Origin of the sequence: uncultured Roseivirga sp. (genome assembly GCF_963973945.1) — a bacterium.
GTDB lineage: Bacteria > Bacteroidota > Bacteroidia > Cytophagales > Cyclobacteriaceae > Roseivirga.
The window spans coordinates 1-17140 of the sequence record NZ_CAXBBV010000013.1; the positions used below are offsets into that span (position 1 = coordinate 1).

The 17140-nt window shown below is 40.0% G+C and carries 12 protein-coding genes; 3 read left to right on the forward strand and 9 right to left on the reverse strand.

The genetic code is table 11. The features are described from left to right. Positions 1 to 245 precede the first annotated feature (245 nt). From AAC026_RS16805 to AAC026_RS16815, 3 genes are all read right to left on the reverse strand, one after another. Positions 246 to 2414, reverse strand: a complete 2169-nt coding sequence (locus AAC026_RS16805) for a TonB-dependent receptor (protein WP_339700475.1) — start codon at positions 2412 to 2414, stop codon at positions 246 to 248. A gap of 223 nt (positions 2415 to 2637) precedes the next feature. After that, positions 2638 to 5271, reverse strand: coding sequence for an ABC transporter permease (locus AAC026_RS16810; RefSeq protein WP_339700477.1), 2634 nt, complete (start codon positions 5269 to 5271; stop codon positions 2638 to 2640). After that, on the reverse strand, positions 5265 to 5603 hold the full coding sequence (locus AAC026_RS16815) for a helix-turn-helix transcriptional regulator (RefSeq protein WP_339609466.1): 339 nt from the start codon (positions 5601 to 5603) through the stop codon (positions 5265 to 5267). The genes AAC026_RS16810 and AAC026_RS16815 overlap by 7 nt, the downstream gene beginning before the upstream one ends. A 197-nt stretch (positions 5604 to 5800) precedes the next feature. Between AAC026_RS16815 and AAC026_RS16820 the strand changes: the two genes are divergently transcribed. Next, entirely contained in the window at positions 5801 to 6604 is an 804-nt protein-coding gene (locus AAC026_RS16820) for a hypothetical protein (protein WP_339700480.1), read from the forward strand. After that, positions 6601 to 7659: a YCF48-related protein gene (locus tag AAC026_RS16825; protein ID WP_339610129.1), complete on the forward strand. Its 1059-nt coding sequence runs from the start codon at positions 6601 to 6603 to the stop codon at positions 7657 to 7659. The genes AAC026_RS16820 and AAC026_RS16825 overlap by 4 nt, the downstream gene beginning before the upstream one ends. Positions 7660 to 7696: 37 nt before the next feature. Here the strand turns inward: AAC026_RS16825 and AAC026_RS16830 are convergent, their stop codons facing one another. The 3 genes from AAC026_RS16830 to AAC026_RS16840 all read right to left on the reverse strand — a co-directional run bounded on the left by AAC026_RS16830 (position 7697) and on the right by AAC026_RS16840 (position 10656). Beyond that, entirely contained in the window at positions 7697 to 8302 is a 606-nt protein-coding gene (locus AAC026_RS16830; RefSeq protein ID WP_339700483.1) for a hypothetical protein, read from the reverse strand. A 172-nt stretch (positions 8303 to 8474) separates the two neighbouring features. After that, positions 8475 to 9212, reverse strand: coding sequence for a nitroreductase family protein (locus tag AAC026_RS16835; RefSeq protein WP_339700486.1), 738 nt, complete (start codon positions 9210 to 9212; stop codon positions 8475 to 8477). After that, entirely contained in the window at positions 9205 to 10656 is a 1452-nt protein-coding gene (locus AAC026_RS16840) for an SLC13 family permease (RefSeq protein WP_339700489.1), read from the reverse strand. Before AAC026_RS16840 ends, AAC026_RS16835 begins: the two co-directional genes overlap by 8 nt. Before the next feature lie 423 nt (positions 10657 to 11079). On the opposite strand from AAC026_RS16840, the gene sucD reads away from it, so the two are divergent. Next, positions 11080 to 11955 (forward strand): succinate--CoA ligase subunit alpha, encoded by an 876-nt coding sequence (gene sucD, locus AAC026_RS16845; protein ID WP_339700492.1) that lies wholly within the window; start codon positions 11080 to 11082, stop codon positions 11953 to 11955. A gap of 55 nt (positions 11956 to 12010) precedes the next feature. Here the strand turns inward: sucD and AAC026_RS16850 are convergent, their stop codons facing one another. The 3 genes from AAC026_RS16850 to secA are packed head-to-tail and all read right to left on the reverse strand — an operon-like array spanning position 12011 to position 17080. Next, entirely contained in the window at positions 12011 to 13210 is a 1200-nt protein-coding gene (locus tag AAC026_RS16850) for a M20 family metallopeptidase (RefSeq protein ID WP_339700494.1), read from the reverse strand. Then, a complete protein-coding gene (locus AAC026_RS16855; RefSeq protein WP_339610041.1) occupies positions 13207 to 13734 on the reverse strand; it encodes a hypothetical protein in 528 nt (175 codons plus the stop codon). Before AAC026_RS16855 ends, AAC026_RS16850 begins: the two co-directional genes overlap by 4 nt. Beyond that, positions 13727 to 17080 (reverse strand): preprotein translocase subunit SecA, encoded by a 3354-nt coding sequence (gene secA / locus AAC026_RS16860; protein WP_339700496.1) that lies wholly within the window; start codon positions 17078 to 17080, stop codon positions 13727 to 13729. The genes AAC026_RS16855 and secA overlap by 8 nt, the downstream gene beginning before the upstream one ends. Positions 17081 to 17140: the final 60 nt, after the last annotated feature.

Below are 17140 nucleotides of genomic sequence, written 5' to 3' on the forward strand. Positions count from 1 at the left end.
TACCTATTATTCATTCTTACACTTATTTGTGTAAACCTATTTCAGGACAAGACAGCCAATCCTCCCAACCTCCTTCTCCAAGGAGGAGTGTTCGCAGTATCATTTATGCCCCATAATCTTAAATGTGCCGTCTACTAGGGAACCACTGTTCGAAGGCACATTATATAGATGAAAAGCTAAGAAGCTCATACAGCAGCATTAGTCCATTATCTAATGTCTAAATACTAACTACTAGTTACTAACCACTAAAGATTATTCAATTGATTCTCTTGTCCGTCTTTAGTTAGGGTGATGAACAGGGCTAGAAAAACAAAGCGCTTGGCGCCTTGCCCTACCACCTGTCGCTCGTAAATACCTTGAGCATTTGCTTGGTTTGCATATTGGTAACCAAACACATTGTCACGCCCGAAGATATTAGAAGAAGACATGTACAGGATAATATTCGGTTTTATAAGGAAAGCAGCATTCAAGCTTAAATCATGAAAAGTTGGGGTTTTGTCATTCTGAAAGCCTGACTTGTTTGGGTTGTGAAATGGCCTGCTCGAAGCAAAATTATAAGTAGCTCCAAACTGAGTTCTCAATGGCACAACAAAATGCTTAGCCACAAAAGAGAAGTTATGATTGGAAACGAAAGAAGGCGTTGCCAAGCTTGAGAAATCTCGATAGTCTCTTTCTGAATCGACATAGGAATAAGAAATCCAGTAATCAGTATTTTCGAAAGTCTTGCTGTCTCTCCAGAATACGTCTACCCCTTTGGCCTCACCAAAGCCAGTATTCGCGTAATTATTAGGGTTGAAATCATTGGCATCAGTGAACTTCACTAAGTCATCATACTTTTTCAAATAGGTTTCTACTCTGAAAACACGATCATTATGAATGTATTGATAGTTCAGAATGTAATGTGTCGATTTTTCTGGCTTTAAGTTCTGATTCACCAAAGCATAGTCGTTTTGAGCGGATTGCAAATACTGCCCGTAGGCCAACGAAAACTGCCCCTTTTCTGTCAACTTATACGACATTGCCAATCGCGGATTTACCCACATTTGGTTCAATAGGGAAGAATGCTCTAAACGTAAACCTGTACGTACCACAAACTTATTCGAGGCAAAGTAATCCGTTTCAACAAAAGTGCTGGCAATGTTTTCTTTAAAATCGAAGGCATCGTTTGGCCCGTTTTCGATATTGAATTTGTTGGTGTATTTCTTAATGAAGAACTCTGTCCCCATGTTTACGCTTACTTTTTCAGCTGCTTCCCAGTTAAAAGCAAGTTTAGCATGAACGCCTTTTTCGTCCTCCTCTATTTCATCGGTATTGAAACCAATTTTCTCTTGGTTCAAAGTGGTAGAAATCCCAGCCCGAACAGTCCAACGGTCAGCAATAATGTCTTTATAACTGGTATTCAAATAGAAGTAATCGTTACCAATTGAAACAGTGTCTTTCGCTCCACCATTATTAATATTGGGTTGACGAATGCTCAGGTTCGAAATGTCCATATTGGCGTACACCTTCAGCAAACCACTTCCACTTATTTTTTGCCTGAAAACCAATTCGGCTACTTTGCCATTGGGCGCCTCTTCCCAATCAAAGTCTTGTTTGATTAAATCCTGATAAGGGCGCAAATCGGTGTACTGAACCTTGCCTGAAATACTGGAGTTCTCCCGCTTTTTGGTGTAGGCTAAATCACCCCCAACCGTCATCAGCGAAATATCTCCTTGCGTTTTCTCGGCAATATCGTTGGAGTTTAAAACCAAGGCCGAAGAAAGCGCTTGGCCATATTCAGCCGAATATCCTCCCGTACTAAATATGGTGCCTTTAAACAAAAAAGGACTAAATCGACCACGGGTAGGTACATTGGGCGCAGTAGCGCCAAACGCATTTCTTACTTCAAGCCCATCAATAAAAACCTTGGTTTCATAGCCTTCTCCCCCGCGGACAAACAACCTCCCTGACTCACCAACTGTGGCTGTACCAGGCAATGTGTTTATTGCACCCATAATATCTCCTGCCGCACTGGCCGTGGTTACAATATCGAGAGGCTTTAATACTGTCACCTTCTTAATATCGCTGGCTTCAAATGCTCCCGCGGTTATGGTTACTCCATCAATTTTATTGATTTGCTCTTCTAAAATTACTTCCACCTGAATTGGTTGACCTTTCAATTCAAGTGTTTTTTCGAAAGTTTTAAAACCAATAAAACTCACCAATAGGGTTCGTTGACCTGTTTCGCTTGTTTGGAAGCTGAATGAACCGTCATTTTTAGAGTTTGCGCCATCAAATGAATCCTTGATGTACACATTGGCAAAAGGAATGGCTGTTCCTTGACTGTCTGTTACTTTTCCTGAAATAACGGTTTGTGCTTTGGCATTCGAAGCAATTGCTAGCACAAAAAGAAAAAAGAATTTGAAACGTTGCATTGTTGTTGTTTTTGAGTTCTAGAGCTGTGGGCTCGTTGTTGACTCAAATGTGCAACGCTCCGTTTCTTAATTGAAATTAGTCTTACCGAACCGTAGAATTAGGAGGATGAGTTGTTTGGTCCTTATAAAACCGGGAGTGGTGCGCCCTTCTGTATTCCAAAAAAATCAAATCACAAATGCCAGACGTTAATCTGGCATTTGTGATTTTCAGGGTCAGAATTTTCTACTCACACCTTAGGTTTTCCACTGGGTTTCTGCGGGCTGCTCTCATGGATTGATAACCCACTGTAAGCAGGGCTATAAGCAAAGTACCTATGGCAGAAACAATAAAGATGAAAGGGTTAAGCGCTATTCGGAAAGGGAAGTCTGCAAGCCATCCATCCATGTATAACCAAGCCAACGGGATGGCAATTATTGAAGAAACAAGAATTAGGACCGTGAAATTGCGGAACAATAGACCCAATAAAGTAGTCATTGAAGCACCCAAAACCTTTCTGATTCCGATCTCCTTTTTACGTTGTTCGGTTACATATGCAGCCAAACCGAACAAGCCCAAACATGCAATACTGATGGCCAGTCCAGCAAATACTGAGAAAATCGTTTTCAATCTCACTTGATCTCTAAAGGAACTGGCGAATATGTCATCTAAAAAGTCATACTCAAAAGGTTTCCCTCCACTAAATTTATCCCAGATGGATTCACTTGCTGCCAATACATCACTGGTCATGTTGGCTTTAAATTTCACACTCACACTTCCAGTGCTATTACCCAAAAAGAATACTTGGGGTTGAATTTCTTCGGTCATAGACCTGAAATGAAAATCTTTGGCCACCCCCACTATCGTGTAAGTATTCCCATTCTCCATTACCGATTTAATTTTTCTTCCAACTGGGTTTTCCAAGTAGCCGAACCGCTTAATGGCAGTTTCATTTAGCACCATGGCCATAGAGTCTGAGCCAAATTCTTTTGAAAAAAACCTCCCATCTGCCATTTTCAAATCATAGGTTTTGGCATAGTCTTCATCCACATACCAAATTTGCAATGAAACTGCCTCATCTGTAGTTGTGGCAGTTTCACTTAAAAATGGTGAGTCATTATAAGTGTTTGTTGCTGGAATAAAATCGCTTATTGTCGCGCTTTCGATTACTGCACTTCTTTCTAATTCGGTTTTAAAAACCTGAATTTGATCACCCAAAAGTTGTGTTTCATTGATTACTAAAATTTGATCCTTATTAAAGCCCAGTTCTTTATGTTGAAGATAATCCAATTGGCTATAGATAAATGCTGAGCCAATAATTAGAAAGATAGACGTTGAAAACTGAACAACCACTAATACATTCCGCATCCACCCAGCTCTTTTACCTTGAGTAACCTCCCCCTTTAAAACCTTTGAGGGTAAAAAGGATGACAGCACAAAGGCGGGATAAATACCAGCCAATAGGCCAACAATTAGTGTAGCCATTGCTAGGTAAGGCCAAAGTCCGTTTAAGCTAAAAATGGGGTTTATTATTTCCTTATTTGTAAGTTGATTAAAATAAGGCAACAGCAATGTTACAATGGCTATTGCGGCAATGGCCGATAGGAGACTATTTAAGATAGATTCTGTTAAGAATTGGTTGATCAACTGCCTCTTTAACGAACCCAGAACTTTTCTTACTCCCACTTCTTTGGCCCTGATAGAAGCCTTTGCTGTGGCCATATTCATAAAATTGATGCAGGCAATTAGCAGTATAAAAAAGCCAATGATACTGAACAGGTATACATTTTCGATAGAACCGCTCGAACGAATCTCATAATCCATGTTGGAATGGAGATAGATATCTTCAACGGGTTGTAAGAAATAAGTAGCTGCCAAATTACCGCTGGCCAAAGCATCTTTAATGTCCACCCCCATCATTTGTTTTACTTGATCGGCAAAATGCCTTTCTAGGAACGCTGGAAAGCGACCATCTACTACCTCCTTCGTCTCTTTCGCATTCAATTTTAGATAGGTGGTAAAATTATTGCTCAACCAGATGTTTTGACGAGCATCAGCTCTATTGAGCATAGTGATGAACATATTGTAGTCAAAGTGGGTATTGTCAGGAATGTCCGCAATTACCCCGGTAACCTTAATGTTCAATTCATCATTCACCCTTATTATTTTGTTCAAAGGATCCTCTTCTCCAAAAATTTTCTTGGCAGTAGTTTCTGTAAGCACAGCCGTATTGGGCTCGTCAAGCAAATGATTTCTATCTCCTCTTAAAAGTGGTAGAGAGAAAATAGAAAAGAACTCTTGATCAGCCCAAGTGATATGGTCTTGGCGGATATAGTTATTATTATAGGAAATTAGTTGGGTTGAATTACCCCTTGTTCTAGCGGCCTCTTCCACTTCAGGAAACTCTTCCTTAACGGTCTTCGCCATCGGATCGGGAGCAAAGGAAAGATTAAAGACATTATCCCCAAATTTCAAATTGGCGGCAATGCGGAAAATCTTATCGGAGTCTTCAAAATGCTTATCAAAGCTTAGTTCGTCCTTTACGAAAATGGCAATGAAGATACAGGCTGCCATACCAATTGCCAACCCTGTAAGGTTGAGAAATGAATAAAATTTTTGACGCATCATACTGCGATACGCCATCTTAATGTTGTTTTTGACCATTGTTGTATGTATTAAGTTAAGACTCAACCAAGAATCACGAAGAAGCGAAAACCTAAAAAGAAGAAGTACATTCAAAAAGAACTTTAAATCAGCTCTTCTTTTCCCTACTTCCTTAAAGTTTGACCTGTAATGCTCCTCCAAGTCACCCAAAATATCTTCCTGGAAATCAGGGTGACAGTAGAATGAAAAAATCCATTCCCCAATTTTTTTTAGCATAGTTTAAAATCAAAAGCGATATCTGGAATCTGATTTCTAAGTTCGAGGCGGGTTTCCATGTTATGATCCATGGCTTTTTTACCCAAAGCTGTAATTTTGAAATAGCGTTTCCGCTTACCTCCTCGTTCGCTAGTAGTTTCTCCAAGTTCCGAAATCAAAAAGCCTTTCTTTTCCATTCTGCGTAAAGCCGACTGTAGAGCTCCCACCGAAACTTTTCTTTTCAATCGGGTTTCTATTTCACCCTTAATGGCTACTCCGTAAGCCTCGCCATAAAGTACACCCACCGTCAACAAAACGATTTCTTCAAATTCTCCGAGCTGAAATTTCTTCATTTTGTAAAATTCTTGCCCCCCAAACTCAAGAGGGCTGTTGTTATTAAGTTCCTAAATGTAGTTTTTAAATTACGTGATTAAAAAATAAAAGTTCCTAAATGTAGTTTTAATGAATTATTCATTTTAAAGAAATGTGTTAGAAAACCAATGGCTTTTCTAAAATATCACCACTACCTTAGTTTACAAATCAAAACCTTATGAAAACCAAGACCTTATTATTTCTCTCGCTCTTCTTTGTCTGTTTAATACAAAGTTGCGGTTCAGGTACTACTCAAGAAACCACAGAGGCCGAATATGGCAACCCTCCTGCTGAAGGCTTTAACCTAGAAGGTTCAGACCCTAAAGCTATTGAAGTGGCCGATCAAGTAATGGAAGCCATGGGTGGACGTAAGGCTTGGGACAACACTCGTCATATCGCTTGGAATTTCTTTGGCGCTCGTGATTTGGTTTGGGACAAGTGGACTGGTGATGTTCGTGTGGATATGCGCAACACTACTTTCTTGATCAACATTAACGATAACACCGGAAAAGCATTTATTGATGGAAGAGAAATAACTGATTCCGACACTTTAAACAACCTAATTGGTAGAGGCAAAAGTGCTTGGATCAATGACTCATATTGGCTGCTTATGCCTTTCAAATTAAAAGACTCAGGTGTTACCTTGAAGTATTTAGGAGAAGAAAAAACTAATGAAGATGTATTGGCAGATAAGCTTGAGTTAACTTTCGATAAAGTGGGCAATACCCCAAATAACCGTTACTGGGTTTGGGTAGATAAAACAGACCACCTGGTAAAGCAGTGGGCATATTACCGTAATGCAGCAGATACTACCCAAGGCTTTAACGTTCCTTTCAATAATTACCAGCAAATGGGTGATATATTAATTTCAGGAGACCGTGGCGAACGCCAGTTGACCAACATAATGGTATTTGATGAATTACCTTCTTCTGTTTATAAATCGAAAGAAAAGCCTGACTTGGCTGCCATGAAAAAACCATGAAAAGACTGATCTATTTATTACCTGTTCTCTTTTTGTTAAGCTGTGGAAGCTCAGAAAAAAAGGAAGAAGAAAGCAAAGCGCTAACACCTTATTGGCAAGCCCAAACCTCTGGCTCGAAGGCCAGTTTACGAGGACTCAATGCTGTAACTGAAAACGTAGCTTGGGCCAGCGGTACTAAAGGAACAGTACTGAGAACTATTGATGGAGGAAAAACTTGGGAGGATGTGAGCATTGCAGAAGCTGACACCATAGACTTTAGAGATATTCAAGGTTTCGATGCTAACACGGCCATTGCGCTGAGCGCAGGACTACCTGCGGTGATTTACAAAACCACTGATGGGGGCCAAAGCTGGCAACAAAAATACTTTTCTATGAAGGAAGGTACCTTTTACGATGCAATGGATTTTTGGGACGATCAAAACGGAATCATTTTTGGCGATGCTGTGGATAGTAGATTACTTATTCTGAAAACCAAAGATGGTGGCGAGACTTGGCAAGAACTTCCTTTCGAACAAAGACCTATTGCCAAAGATGGCCAAGGCGGTTTTGCTGCTAGTGGTACTTGCCTAATTACGAATGGAAATTCTGATGTTTATATTGGCCTAGGCGGAGAAGAGGCTAGCCTTTTTTATTCTTACGATAGAGGCGAGACTTGGGAGAAAACCATTACACCGCTTCAATCTGGTGAATCAACTGCAGGAATCTTTTCTATTGCATTCAAAAATGAAAACGAAGGCCTAATGGTAGGTGGTGATTACCGTGGCGATTCTTTAACTCGAATCAATAGTGCTTACACCTTAGACCGTGGTAAATCGTGGTTTCCTGTTATGGCTTCTTTAAAACCACAGGGCTATCGGTCTGGAGTAGCCATTTTTAATGATTTGGTTTTGGCTGTAGGCAGACAAAGCTGCGATTATTTTAGAGAAGGAATGGAGGGCTATGCACCAATGGAAGGCAAATACTATTCTGTAAGCGTAACCAAAGACAATAAAGCCGCCTATGCTTCTGGCCCTGGAGGTGCTGTAGCACGACTTGGCTTTAAGGAAAACGAATAAATAATTAAGTAATCAGATAAGACGAATACACTTCGACTTATCTGATTACTATCTTAGCTTTAGGTTTTTTAGCGTAATCTTCCTTCTGGAAAAGTCTATATATCCAGCTAACGCTTTTATTATCTTCCGATAACTTATATTCATCATTTGAAACTGATTTGATCTTAGTATCAAACTCAATGATTTGTTCATAAGCAGCATCCCCGAACATCAAAGCCGCCATTTCTAAATCAAACTCTTCCTCTCCTTCCCCCTCAAGTCCCTTTTTGAAATTATCGATTGTCTCATTAAAGTCAGTTCTTTCAAAGGCATTGCCCTTTTGAGTGAAAAACACTGATTGTTTCGTTGGTCCTACTGCGGCTGAATCACGATAGAACTCGCTCATCCCTTTGTTCAATGCTTCCACATTATCAAAATCAAACAGCACCGTGTATTTCAATTTCTCTCTATCAAAATCATTCCTTCCATTCGATATCCCAGAAATCGCTTCCATTCTAGCCATCTTATCTTCAAAGTCCACTTCCATCTCTTCAGTAGCCTCCGCGATCTCCTCATCTGCCCCGCCTAACGATTTCATCATTTCAGCCATCTCACTCATATCAACAGTCATGGAATAGGTACCACTTCCATCTTTTTTAAACATAAACTTCTCAATAATTTTAACACAGGAGGTAAGGCAAATTGAGAGAATGAGAATACAGATTATCGAAAGAATTTTCTTTGTGGCTTTCATGTGTTTAGGAATTTGAAATTAAATATAAGCGATTAGCTTATATCTGATTACTTCATCAATAGAAATAAATTTTGCCTTTCGGCTAAACCTCGAAAATGACTTCATCATTTGGTACTCTAAATCGCTCTGAATATACACCGCCATCAGCAGCAGGCCCGCAGCCAATCACCATAGTTACTTCTGCCTTTCGAGGTAGCTTAAGGAATTTCTTAATTCGAATTGAGTCCATACCTTCCATAGGGCAGGTGTCATATCCTTCGGCCTTCATACTCAGCATAAAGGTTTGAGCTGCCAATGCAGCACTTTTATGTACACTTATTCGGACATCGGTAGCATTTCCATGCCGTACCATGGGCCGTTTTAACCCTACAAAAAAATAGATACACTTTTTAATAAAGCCCCAAACACCAAAAGGGTCGTTGAAATAATATTTAGGAATTAGGCTTTCATAATAGTTGAGCGCCCTTTTGGCTGCTTTGGTTGTAGGTTCGCCATAAACCCTTTTCATCTCTTGAACCAAAGCTTTTTGCCGTGTTCTCCAAAGGTCCTTTCGGGCTACAAATACCACCAACTCTCTGGCAGTTTTGGCAGCCTTCTGATTCATGCACATCCAGCTGACTTTCTCCCGTGCTTCTTCGGTACGGATTCTGTAAAACTCCCAAAGCTGCATATTACTACTATTGGGTGAAAGAATGGCCCTTTCTAAACTTCGCCTAACAGCTTCTGGATCAAAATCTGCCTGTTGATCGTAAATTCTTACCGACCTTCTTTCTTCAACAATTCTATCAAAGACTATTGCGCTTTCTATCATGCTATCCATACACCAAAGGAATCAAGGTTTCTGATAATGCCGCCAAAAGAAGTATGGCAACAAGGTTAAGAATAAAGCCTGCTCTTATCATTTCTTTCATAGGGATCATTCCTGAAGAAAAAACTATAGCATTTGGAGGAGTAGAAATAGGCATCATAAAGGCATAGCTTGCTGCCAAAGTAACTGGCAACGAAAGGTACATGGGGTTAATGTTTAAGCTTAATGAAATTCCTAATACTACAGGAACAAAAATTACAGTCAACGCCACATTGCTCATTATCTCTGTCATAAAAAGCATAAAGGCACTTAGACCCAAAACCAGAAGGAGTTTACTCATATTGCCTTGTTGGGCTATAGATTCACCTACAATCTGAACTATTTCAGTTGTTTCCATGGCTTTGGCTAAAGTGAGCCCACCACCAAAAAGAAGCAGAATTCCCCAAGGTAGCTTTTTAGTATACTCCCAATCCAAAAGGAATTCACCTCTTTTCAAACTAACAGGCGTTGCAAACATAAATATGGCACCAATCATTCCGATCAAAGTATCATTCAGTAATGTGGTGTTAAACCAAGTATTTAAATTCGCCCTAAGTATCCATGCAACAGCTGTAAGAACAAAAATGAGTGCTACCAACTTCTCAGCTCGGCTAACTTTTCCTAATGCGCTTATTTGGTCATCAATAATCTGAGAAGAGTCAGAAAGGTTTTTGATTCGGCTAGGGAACAGTACTCGAGTAAGCAAAAAATAAGTGATGGCAAGCATAATGAAACAGGTGGGTAATCCTACTTTTAAATACTGCGCAAAGCTCACTTCATAGTCCATCATTTCGCTCATAAAACCTACCCAAGCTACATTGGGTGGTGTTCCAATAATTGTGGCGGTGCCTCCAATGTTTGCGGCATATGCGATACTTAACATAAGCACCAATGCAAACCTTTTTTTTCCTTTGTCTTGAGTGTTATCAAGATTGAGCAAACTGGTAATCGAAAGTGCAATAGGAAGCATCATTACGGTGGTAGCAGTGTTGCTAATCCACATGGATAGAAAAGCAGTAGTGAGCATAAAGCCTAAGATGATTCCATTAGGATTAGTGCCTGTTAAACGAATTAAGTTCAGGGCAATGCGCTTGTGTAGGTTATGCTTTTCCATTCCCAAACCCAAGATGAAACCAGCCATAAACAAGAATATAATTGGGTTGGCATAGGGCGCTGTGGCCTCATTGGCATTGAAAACGCCTGTAATTTGAAAGAGAACAATGGGAAGTAAGGCTGTAACGGGAATTGGAGCGGCTTCGGTAATCCACCAAATGATCATCCATGCCGCAATGCCTACTACCTTCCAGGCATCTGGGGATATCCAAACCTCTGGAGAAAATGATAGAATCAGAAAAAAAACTGTTGGGCCAAACAACAGCCCAAAAATCTTCGCGCCTTTAAATTCAGTTGTATTCAAGTTTCTATTTTGTATGACCGACTAAGATAACATTTTTAAATAGAGTGATATTCAGTCACTACGGTTCAAATCTGTACTTTTTGCAGTAGACACCAAAAAAGAAAAGAGCCCCAACCTCGAGCTCTTTTTCTTAATCAACCTTAAAATACTAAAAACTAACTATGTATAATCAACCTTTTCTTAATTCTTTCCTGATAAGTATTGTTTCTCAATTTTTCTATCAAAACACTTATGGGTAGGTATACCTACTATGGAAAGAAATTGTTTCAGTATTGAGGATAAATTTTCGTTAAAAAAGGTTAACATTTTTTTCTGCTCTTTGGGTCGAAATCCTAATTCACCCTAACAGAACATCTCAACCAATTAATCCTTTGGCTTAGCCATTTATTGTTCTATTTTTGCCACAAATTTAAACCCACTGTAATGAGTGTTTTAGTCAATAAAGATTCTAAAATTATAGTTCAAGGATTTACCGGCTCTGAAGGTACTTTCCACGCTGAACAAATGATTGAATATGGTACAAATGTAGTTGGTGGTGTAACTCCGGGAAAAGGAGGCCAAGAACACATTGGTAAACCAGTATTCAATACTGTAGAAGATGCAGTAGCCGCAACTGGTGCCAACGTATCTATCATATTTGTACCACCAGCTTTTGCTGCTGATGCTATAATGGAGGCTGCCGATGCTGGTATTTCTGTAATCATCGCCATTACTGAGGGAATTCCTGTTAAAGATATGGTTCAGGCCAAAGAATATATTAAGAACAAGAGTGTTACCTTAATTGGCCCTAACTGCCCAGGAGTTATTACTCCGGGTGAAGCTAAAGTAGGTATCATGCCTGGTTTTATCTTCAAAAAAGGTAGAGTTGGTTTAGTATCTAAATCTGGTACTTTAACTTATGAAGCTGCTGACCAATTGGTAAAAGCTGGTTTGGGAATTTCAACTGCGATAGGAATTGGTGGTGACCCAATTATTGGAACACCAACAAAAGAAGCCGTTGAGCTTTTAATGAACGACCCAGAAACTGACGCCATCGTTATGATCGGTGAAATTGGTGGTAACTACGAAGCCCTTGCTGCTGAGTACATTAAATCTACTGGTAACAAAAAGCCAGTGGTTGGATTTATCGCTGGACAAACAGCGCCTCCGGGTAGAAGAATGGGCCACGCTGGTGCCATCATTGGTGGAGCAGAAGATACAGCAGAAGCTAAGATGAAAATAATGGAGTCTTGCGGTATTAAAGTTGTTAGCTCACCAGCTGACATTGGAGCAACAATGGCTGAGCTATTAAAAGCTTAAGAATAGAAAAAATAAGATGATTATAATAAAGCCTCAGAAATGAGGCTTTTATTTTTTACGCCCTATCGGCACTTAACTGATTGAGGGCAATCCAAGCCATCAATCCAATTCCAACCTCAATGGCGTCTTCGTCAATATTAAATTTAGGGGTATGAACACCTAAAGTGGTTCCTTTCTCAGGATTTCCAGTTCCTAAACGATAAAAGCAAGAAGGCACTACATGAGAGTAATAAGCAAAGTCTTCTGCTCCCATCCATAGATCAAGGTCAACAATGTTTTCTTCACCCAAGTAAGAGATTGCTGCTGCACGCGCTGCTTGCGTTGTGCCTGGGTCATTGGTTAGAAATGGGTAACCAACATCAACATTTACATCACAGCTACCTCCCATGGCTTCGGCTATTCCTTCAGCAATGCTCCTTATTCTTTTGTGTGCCTCGAAACGCCATTCTTCATCCAAAGCCCTAAAGGTTCCTCCAATTTTAACCTCATCGGGAATAATGTTTTGAGCATGCCCTCCTTCAATTTGCCCGAAAGAAAGCACAGTTGGTTTTTTAGGGTCAGCATTTCTGCTTACTACTTGCTGAAGGGCTACGATGATGTGAGAAGCAATAAGAATTGGATCAATTACTTTATCAGGAAGCGCAGCATGACCACCTTTCCCTTTTACGGTAAGGTAAATTTCATCGGCACTGGCCATATACTGACCTTCTCTAAAACCAACTTTCCCTGTCGGGATATATGGCATTACATGCTGCCCCAACATGCTGTTAGGCTTAGGGTTTTCTAGAGCCCCAGCTTTGATCATTAACGAAGCTCCTCCTGGATTTTTTTCTTCTCCAGGTTGAAATACTAATTGAACGGTTCCCTCAAATTGATCTTTGAGCTGAACCAAAATTCTAGCAGCTCCTAAAAGACATGAGGTATGCACATCGTGACCGCAAGCATGCATTACACCTTCGTTTTTTGATTTATAAGGAATATCACTGAGTTCGGTAATGGGCAAAGCATCCATGTCGGCACGCAAAGCCACGGTTCTAGACGAAGGGTTTTTACCCTCTATCAATGCTGTAAGTCCCGTTTCAGCAACTCCTTCTTTTGGTTCTATGCCAAGCTTTCTTAACTCAGAAGCTACATATTTTGCAGTTTCAAACTCCTTAAACGAAAGTTCGGGGTTGGCATGAATATACCTACGAATACTAACTGTATCTTCTGCATACTGAGAAGCCAATTTTTTAACTTCGGCCAGTAAACTCATTTTTCAAGTTTAAATTGCTCTGGAACTACAGTAGCGGTGGGGTAATATTTCTTTATTTTCTCATAAAGGGGTTGCGCCTCTATCTGCTGATAGAACTCACCAATCTTCACAAAATAGGTAGGCAATTTATATTGAATTTGAGCATCCATTGCAGGAAGAATATCAAATAGACGATTCCTCACCCTACCTGCCTCAACTTCATTTGTTCCTGAATACACCATAATAGTATAACCAGAAAGTGTTGCCAATGTATCGTTTCTGGTAATAATGGAGTCCATAACGGCATTCATCTTATCAGAAACTTCATAAGAAGACCTTATGGCTTCATTTTTTACTAGATCAATACTGTCTATCATACCTGATTGGCTTTCAACTTTAGGCCGATACTTAGACAGGTCATCGGAATAGCTCAGATCAACCTCATTCCCTTTCACATCCTTTTTAGGGACTGCCTGATTGGTACACCCAACTACCAAAAGAATGGCAGCAAGAGGTAGTAGGGTATGTGAAACAAACTTATTCATTGATGACCACGCATTTATTGCTTAGAATATCTTCTTCTACTTGCTTAAACTTAACGTCATTTTTCACAGTTCCGTCTTGGTACTGAACATTAACTCGGTCATTTCTACCGTAAATCTTTTCAGACTTAATAGGAGCAATTTTTTCAACTGGAGGTCTGTTTCTAGTATCCTGTCTACCGGCTAAAGCCGATTTAGACTCTTCCTTACTTTCATTCAGTTTTTGTTGACTTCCTCGGCTTCTCGCCTCTTGCACTCTGTCTGGTGCTTGTTGAGGTATGTCGGCTTTGGTAAGGAAGGAAACTGTTTCTTCGTTTACCTTAGAAAGGAAAGCTTTAAACAATTGGAAGGCTTCGAATTTATAGATCAAAAGCGGATCTTTCTGCTCATAAACCGCGTTTTGCACAGACTGTTTCAAATCATCCATATCGCGCAAGTGCTCTTTCCATGTTTGGTCAATTACTGCAAGCGTAATCGATTTCTCCATGGCTTTGATCAATTCAGCGTTTTCTGTTTCTACAGTTTTGTTGAGGTTTACAGCCACACCAATTTGTCTCTTCCCATCCATAAATGGAAGAAGTATGTTCTCAACCGTAGCTCCTTTTTCTTGCTGAATATGTTTCAGTAATGGCAGTGTTTTTTCTGCTATAGACTTGTTCTTCTTATTGTAGTCGGCATAAACTTCTTCGTACAAATCGTTTACGAGTGTGTTTACATCGGACTGAGTGTAATGATCGATACCAATTTTGGTATCCATACCCAATGTGCCAATACAGCTAAGTTTAAACCCGTCAAAATCGTTTGTTGGTTTTGTATTGTTCAGGATGTCCTCACAAGTATCATACATCATGTTCATGATGTCTAACTGCAAACGTTCACCGATCAACGCATTTTTTCTTCTTTCATAGATCACCGAACGCTGTTGGTTCATGATGTCATCATACTCCAAAAGTCGTTTTCTGGTACCGAAGTTATTTTCTTCAACTTTACGTTGTGCTCTTTCAATAGACTTGGAAATCATGGAATGCTGAATCATCTCACCTTCCTTCAAGCCCATTCTATCCATTAGCTTAGCTACTCTGTCTGAGCCAAAAAGCCTCATTAAATTATCTTCCAATGAAACAAAGAATTGAGATGAACCTGCGTCTCCTTGACGACCTGCTCTACCTCTCAACTGGCGGTCAACACGTCTTGATTCGTGTCTTTCTGTACCAATAATGGCAAGCCCCCCAGCGGCTTTAGATTCTGGTGCTAACTTAATATCTGTTCCACGACCTGCCATGTTGGTAGCAATGGTTACTGTACCTGGTCTACCAGCAGCGGCCACAACATCGGCTTCTCTGGCGTGTTGCTTCGCGTTCAATACTTGATGCTCAATCTTTTTAAGATGAAGCATTCTGCTCAAAATTTCAGAGATTTCAACCGAAGTAGTACCCACTAATACTGGTCTTCCTTCGGCAGTTAACTCAACGATTTCGTCTACTACGGCATTAAATTTCTCTCTTACCGTTTTATATACTTTGTCTTCTCTGTCTTCTCTTGCAATTGGTCGATTGGTAGGAATTACTACTGTATCCAGTTTGTAAATTTCCCAGAACTCTCCTGCTTCTGTTTCTGCAGTACCCGTCATACCCGCCAGTTTGTGGTACATTCTGAAATAGTTCTGCAATGTAATAGTGGCATAGGTTTGTGTGGCGTCTTCTACCTTCACATTTTCCTTGGCTTCAATGGCTTGATGTAGTCCGTCAGAATATCTACGGCCATCCATTACCCTACCTGTTTGCTCATCTACAATTTTCACTTTTCCCCCATCAAGGATATATTCCGTATCCTTTTCAAACATGGTATAAGCTTTCAGCAATTGGTTTACTGTATGAATTCTTTGCCCTTTTACTGAGTAATCTTGAATGGCTTCTTCTTTTTGCTTGAGCTTATCTTCATCGCTTAAAGTTTCGTCTTTCTCAAGTCTGGCCACTACTTCACCAATGTCGGTCATAATAAAGAAGCTTGGGTCTTCTCCTTCACCAGTAATTAAGTCAGTTCCTTTTTCAGTCAGATTTACCGCATTTGTCTTTTCATCAATGGTAAAGTAAAGTGGTTCATCTGCCTTAGGCATGTTCTTTTGGTTGTCTTGCAGATAGAAGTTCTCTGTCTTCTGCATTACCATCTTCATTCCTGTTTCACTTAGGAATTTAATCAATGGTTTATATTTTGGAAGGCCACGGAAAGCCCTGAACAAAGCCAGTCCACCTTCGTCTTCGTTTCCTTCTTTGATCAATCGTTTAGCGTCATTCAAATATTGAGAACAAAGCTTCTTTTGAGCATCTACTAGCTTAGTAACGCGTGGTTTCAATTCGTGAAACTCGTGCTCATCTCCTTTTGGAATTGGGCCTGAAATGATCAATGGAGTTCTGGCTTCATCAATCAATACTGAATCGACCTCATCGACCATTGCATAGTGATGCTTGCGTTGTACAAGCTCTTTTGCTTCTCTGGCCATGTTGTCACGCAAATAATCGAAGCCAAATTCGTTATTAGTTCCGTAAGTGATGTCCGCACGATAAGCCTCTCTTCTTTCTTCAGAATTTGGCTGGTGCTTATCTATACAGTCTATTGTAAGGCCATGGAATTGGAATAGCGGTGCCATCCATTCTGAATCTCGCTTGGCCAAGTAATCGTTCACCGTAATTACGTGAACACCTCTTTCTGCTAAGGCATTCAGGTAGGCGGGTAATGTAGCTACAAGCGTTTTACCTTCACCAGTCGCCATCTCAGCGATTTTTCCTTGATGCAAAACGATACCTCCGATTAACTGTACATCGTAGTGAAGCATTTCCCAAGTCACCTCAGTACCTGCTGCTAGCCATTTGTTCTTCCAAATGGCTTTATCTCCTACAACTTCAACTTGAGGGCCTTTGGCAGCAATTTGTCTATCATGCAAAGTAGCCTCAACTTCAAGTTTACCGTTTTCCTTTAGTCTTCTGGCTGTTTCCTTCACTACAGCAAAGGCATCTGGAAGCACATCCATAAGTACTTTCTCAAGTTCTTCGTCACGCTTCTCTTCCAGTTTATCTATTTGATCGAAAATGCTCTCCTTTTGAGCAATTTCCAAATCTGTTTCTTTCTCAATTCTAAGATGAAGGGCAGCCAGTTGATCATCAACTTCTTTAAGGTAACTTTTAATTCTACCTTTAATTTCTTGGGTCTTTCCCCTCAAAGCTTCATCAGAAATGCTGCTCAATTCATCAAACGCTTTGTTAATTTTATCAACGTAAGGTTTTACTTCCTTAATATCTCGATCTGACTTCGATCCAAAAACCTTTGCCAACCCTTTTGTTAAAAAACTCATACTGTATTTTTAATATGGTTTAAAGTTAATTTCTTGTCTAGAAAAAGTAAACATAAGCTT

Excerpts from the sequence above, each read along its gene's own strand:
- secA (WP_339700496.1), bottom strand. The coding sequence starts at position 17,080 with ATGAGTTTTTTAACAAAAGGGTTGGCAAAGGTTTTTGGATCGAAGTCA.
- AAC026_RS16815 (WP_339609466.1), bottom strand. The coding sequence starts at position 5,603 with ATGAAGAAATTTCAGCTCGGAGAATTTGAAGAAATCGTTTTGTTGACG.
- AAC026_RS16820 (WP_339700480.1), top strand. The coding sequence starts at position 5,801 with ATGAAAACCAAGACCTTATTATTTCTCTCGCTCTTCTTTGTCTGTTTA.
- AAC026_RS16850 (WP_339700494.1), bottom strand. The coding sequence starts at position 13,210 with ATGAGTTTACTGGCCGAAGTTAAAAAATTGGCTTCTCAGTATGCAGAA.
- sucD (WP_339700492.1), top strand. The coding sequence starts at position 11,080 with ATGAGTGTTTTAGTCAATAAAGATTCTAAAATTATAGTTCAAGGATTT.
- AAC026_RS16805 (WP_339700475.1), bottom strand. The coding sequence starts at position 2,414 with ATGCAACGTTTCAAATTCTTTTTTCTTTTTGTGCTAGCAATTGCTTCG.
- AAC026_RS16855 (WP_339610041.1), bottom strand. The coding sequence starts at position 13,734 with ATGAATAAGTTTGTTTCACATACCCTACTACCTCTTGCTGCCATTCTT.
- AAC026_RS16835 (WP_339700486.1), bottom strand. The coding sequence starts at position 9,212 with ATGGATAGCATGATAGAAAGCGCAATAGTCTTTGATAGAATTGTTGAA.
- AAC026_RS16825 (WP_339610129.1), top strand. The coding sequence starts at position 6,601 with ATGAAAAGACTGATCTATTTATTACCTGTTCTCTTTTTGTTAAGCTGT.
- AAC026_RS16830 (WP_339700483.1), bottom strand. The coding sequence starts at position 8,302 with ATGTTTAAAAAAGATGGAAGTGGTACCTATTCCATGACTGTTGATATG.
- AAC026_RS16810 (WP_339700477.1), bottom strand. The coding sequence starts at position 5,271 with ATGCTAAAAAAAATTGGGGAATGGATTTTTTCATTCTACTGTCACCCT.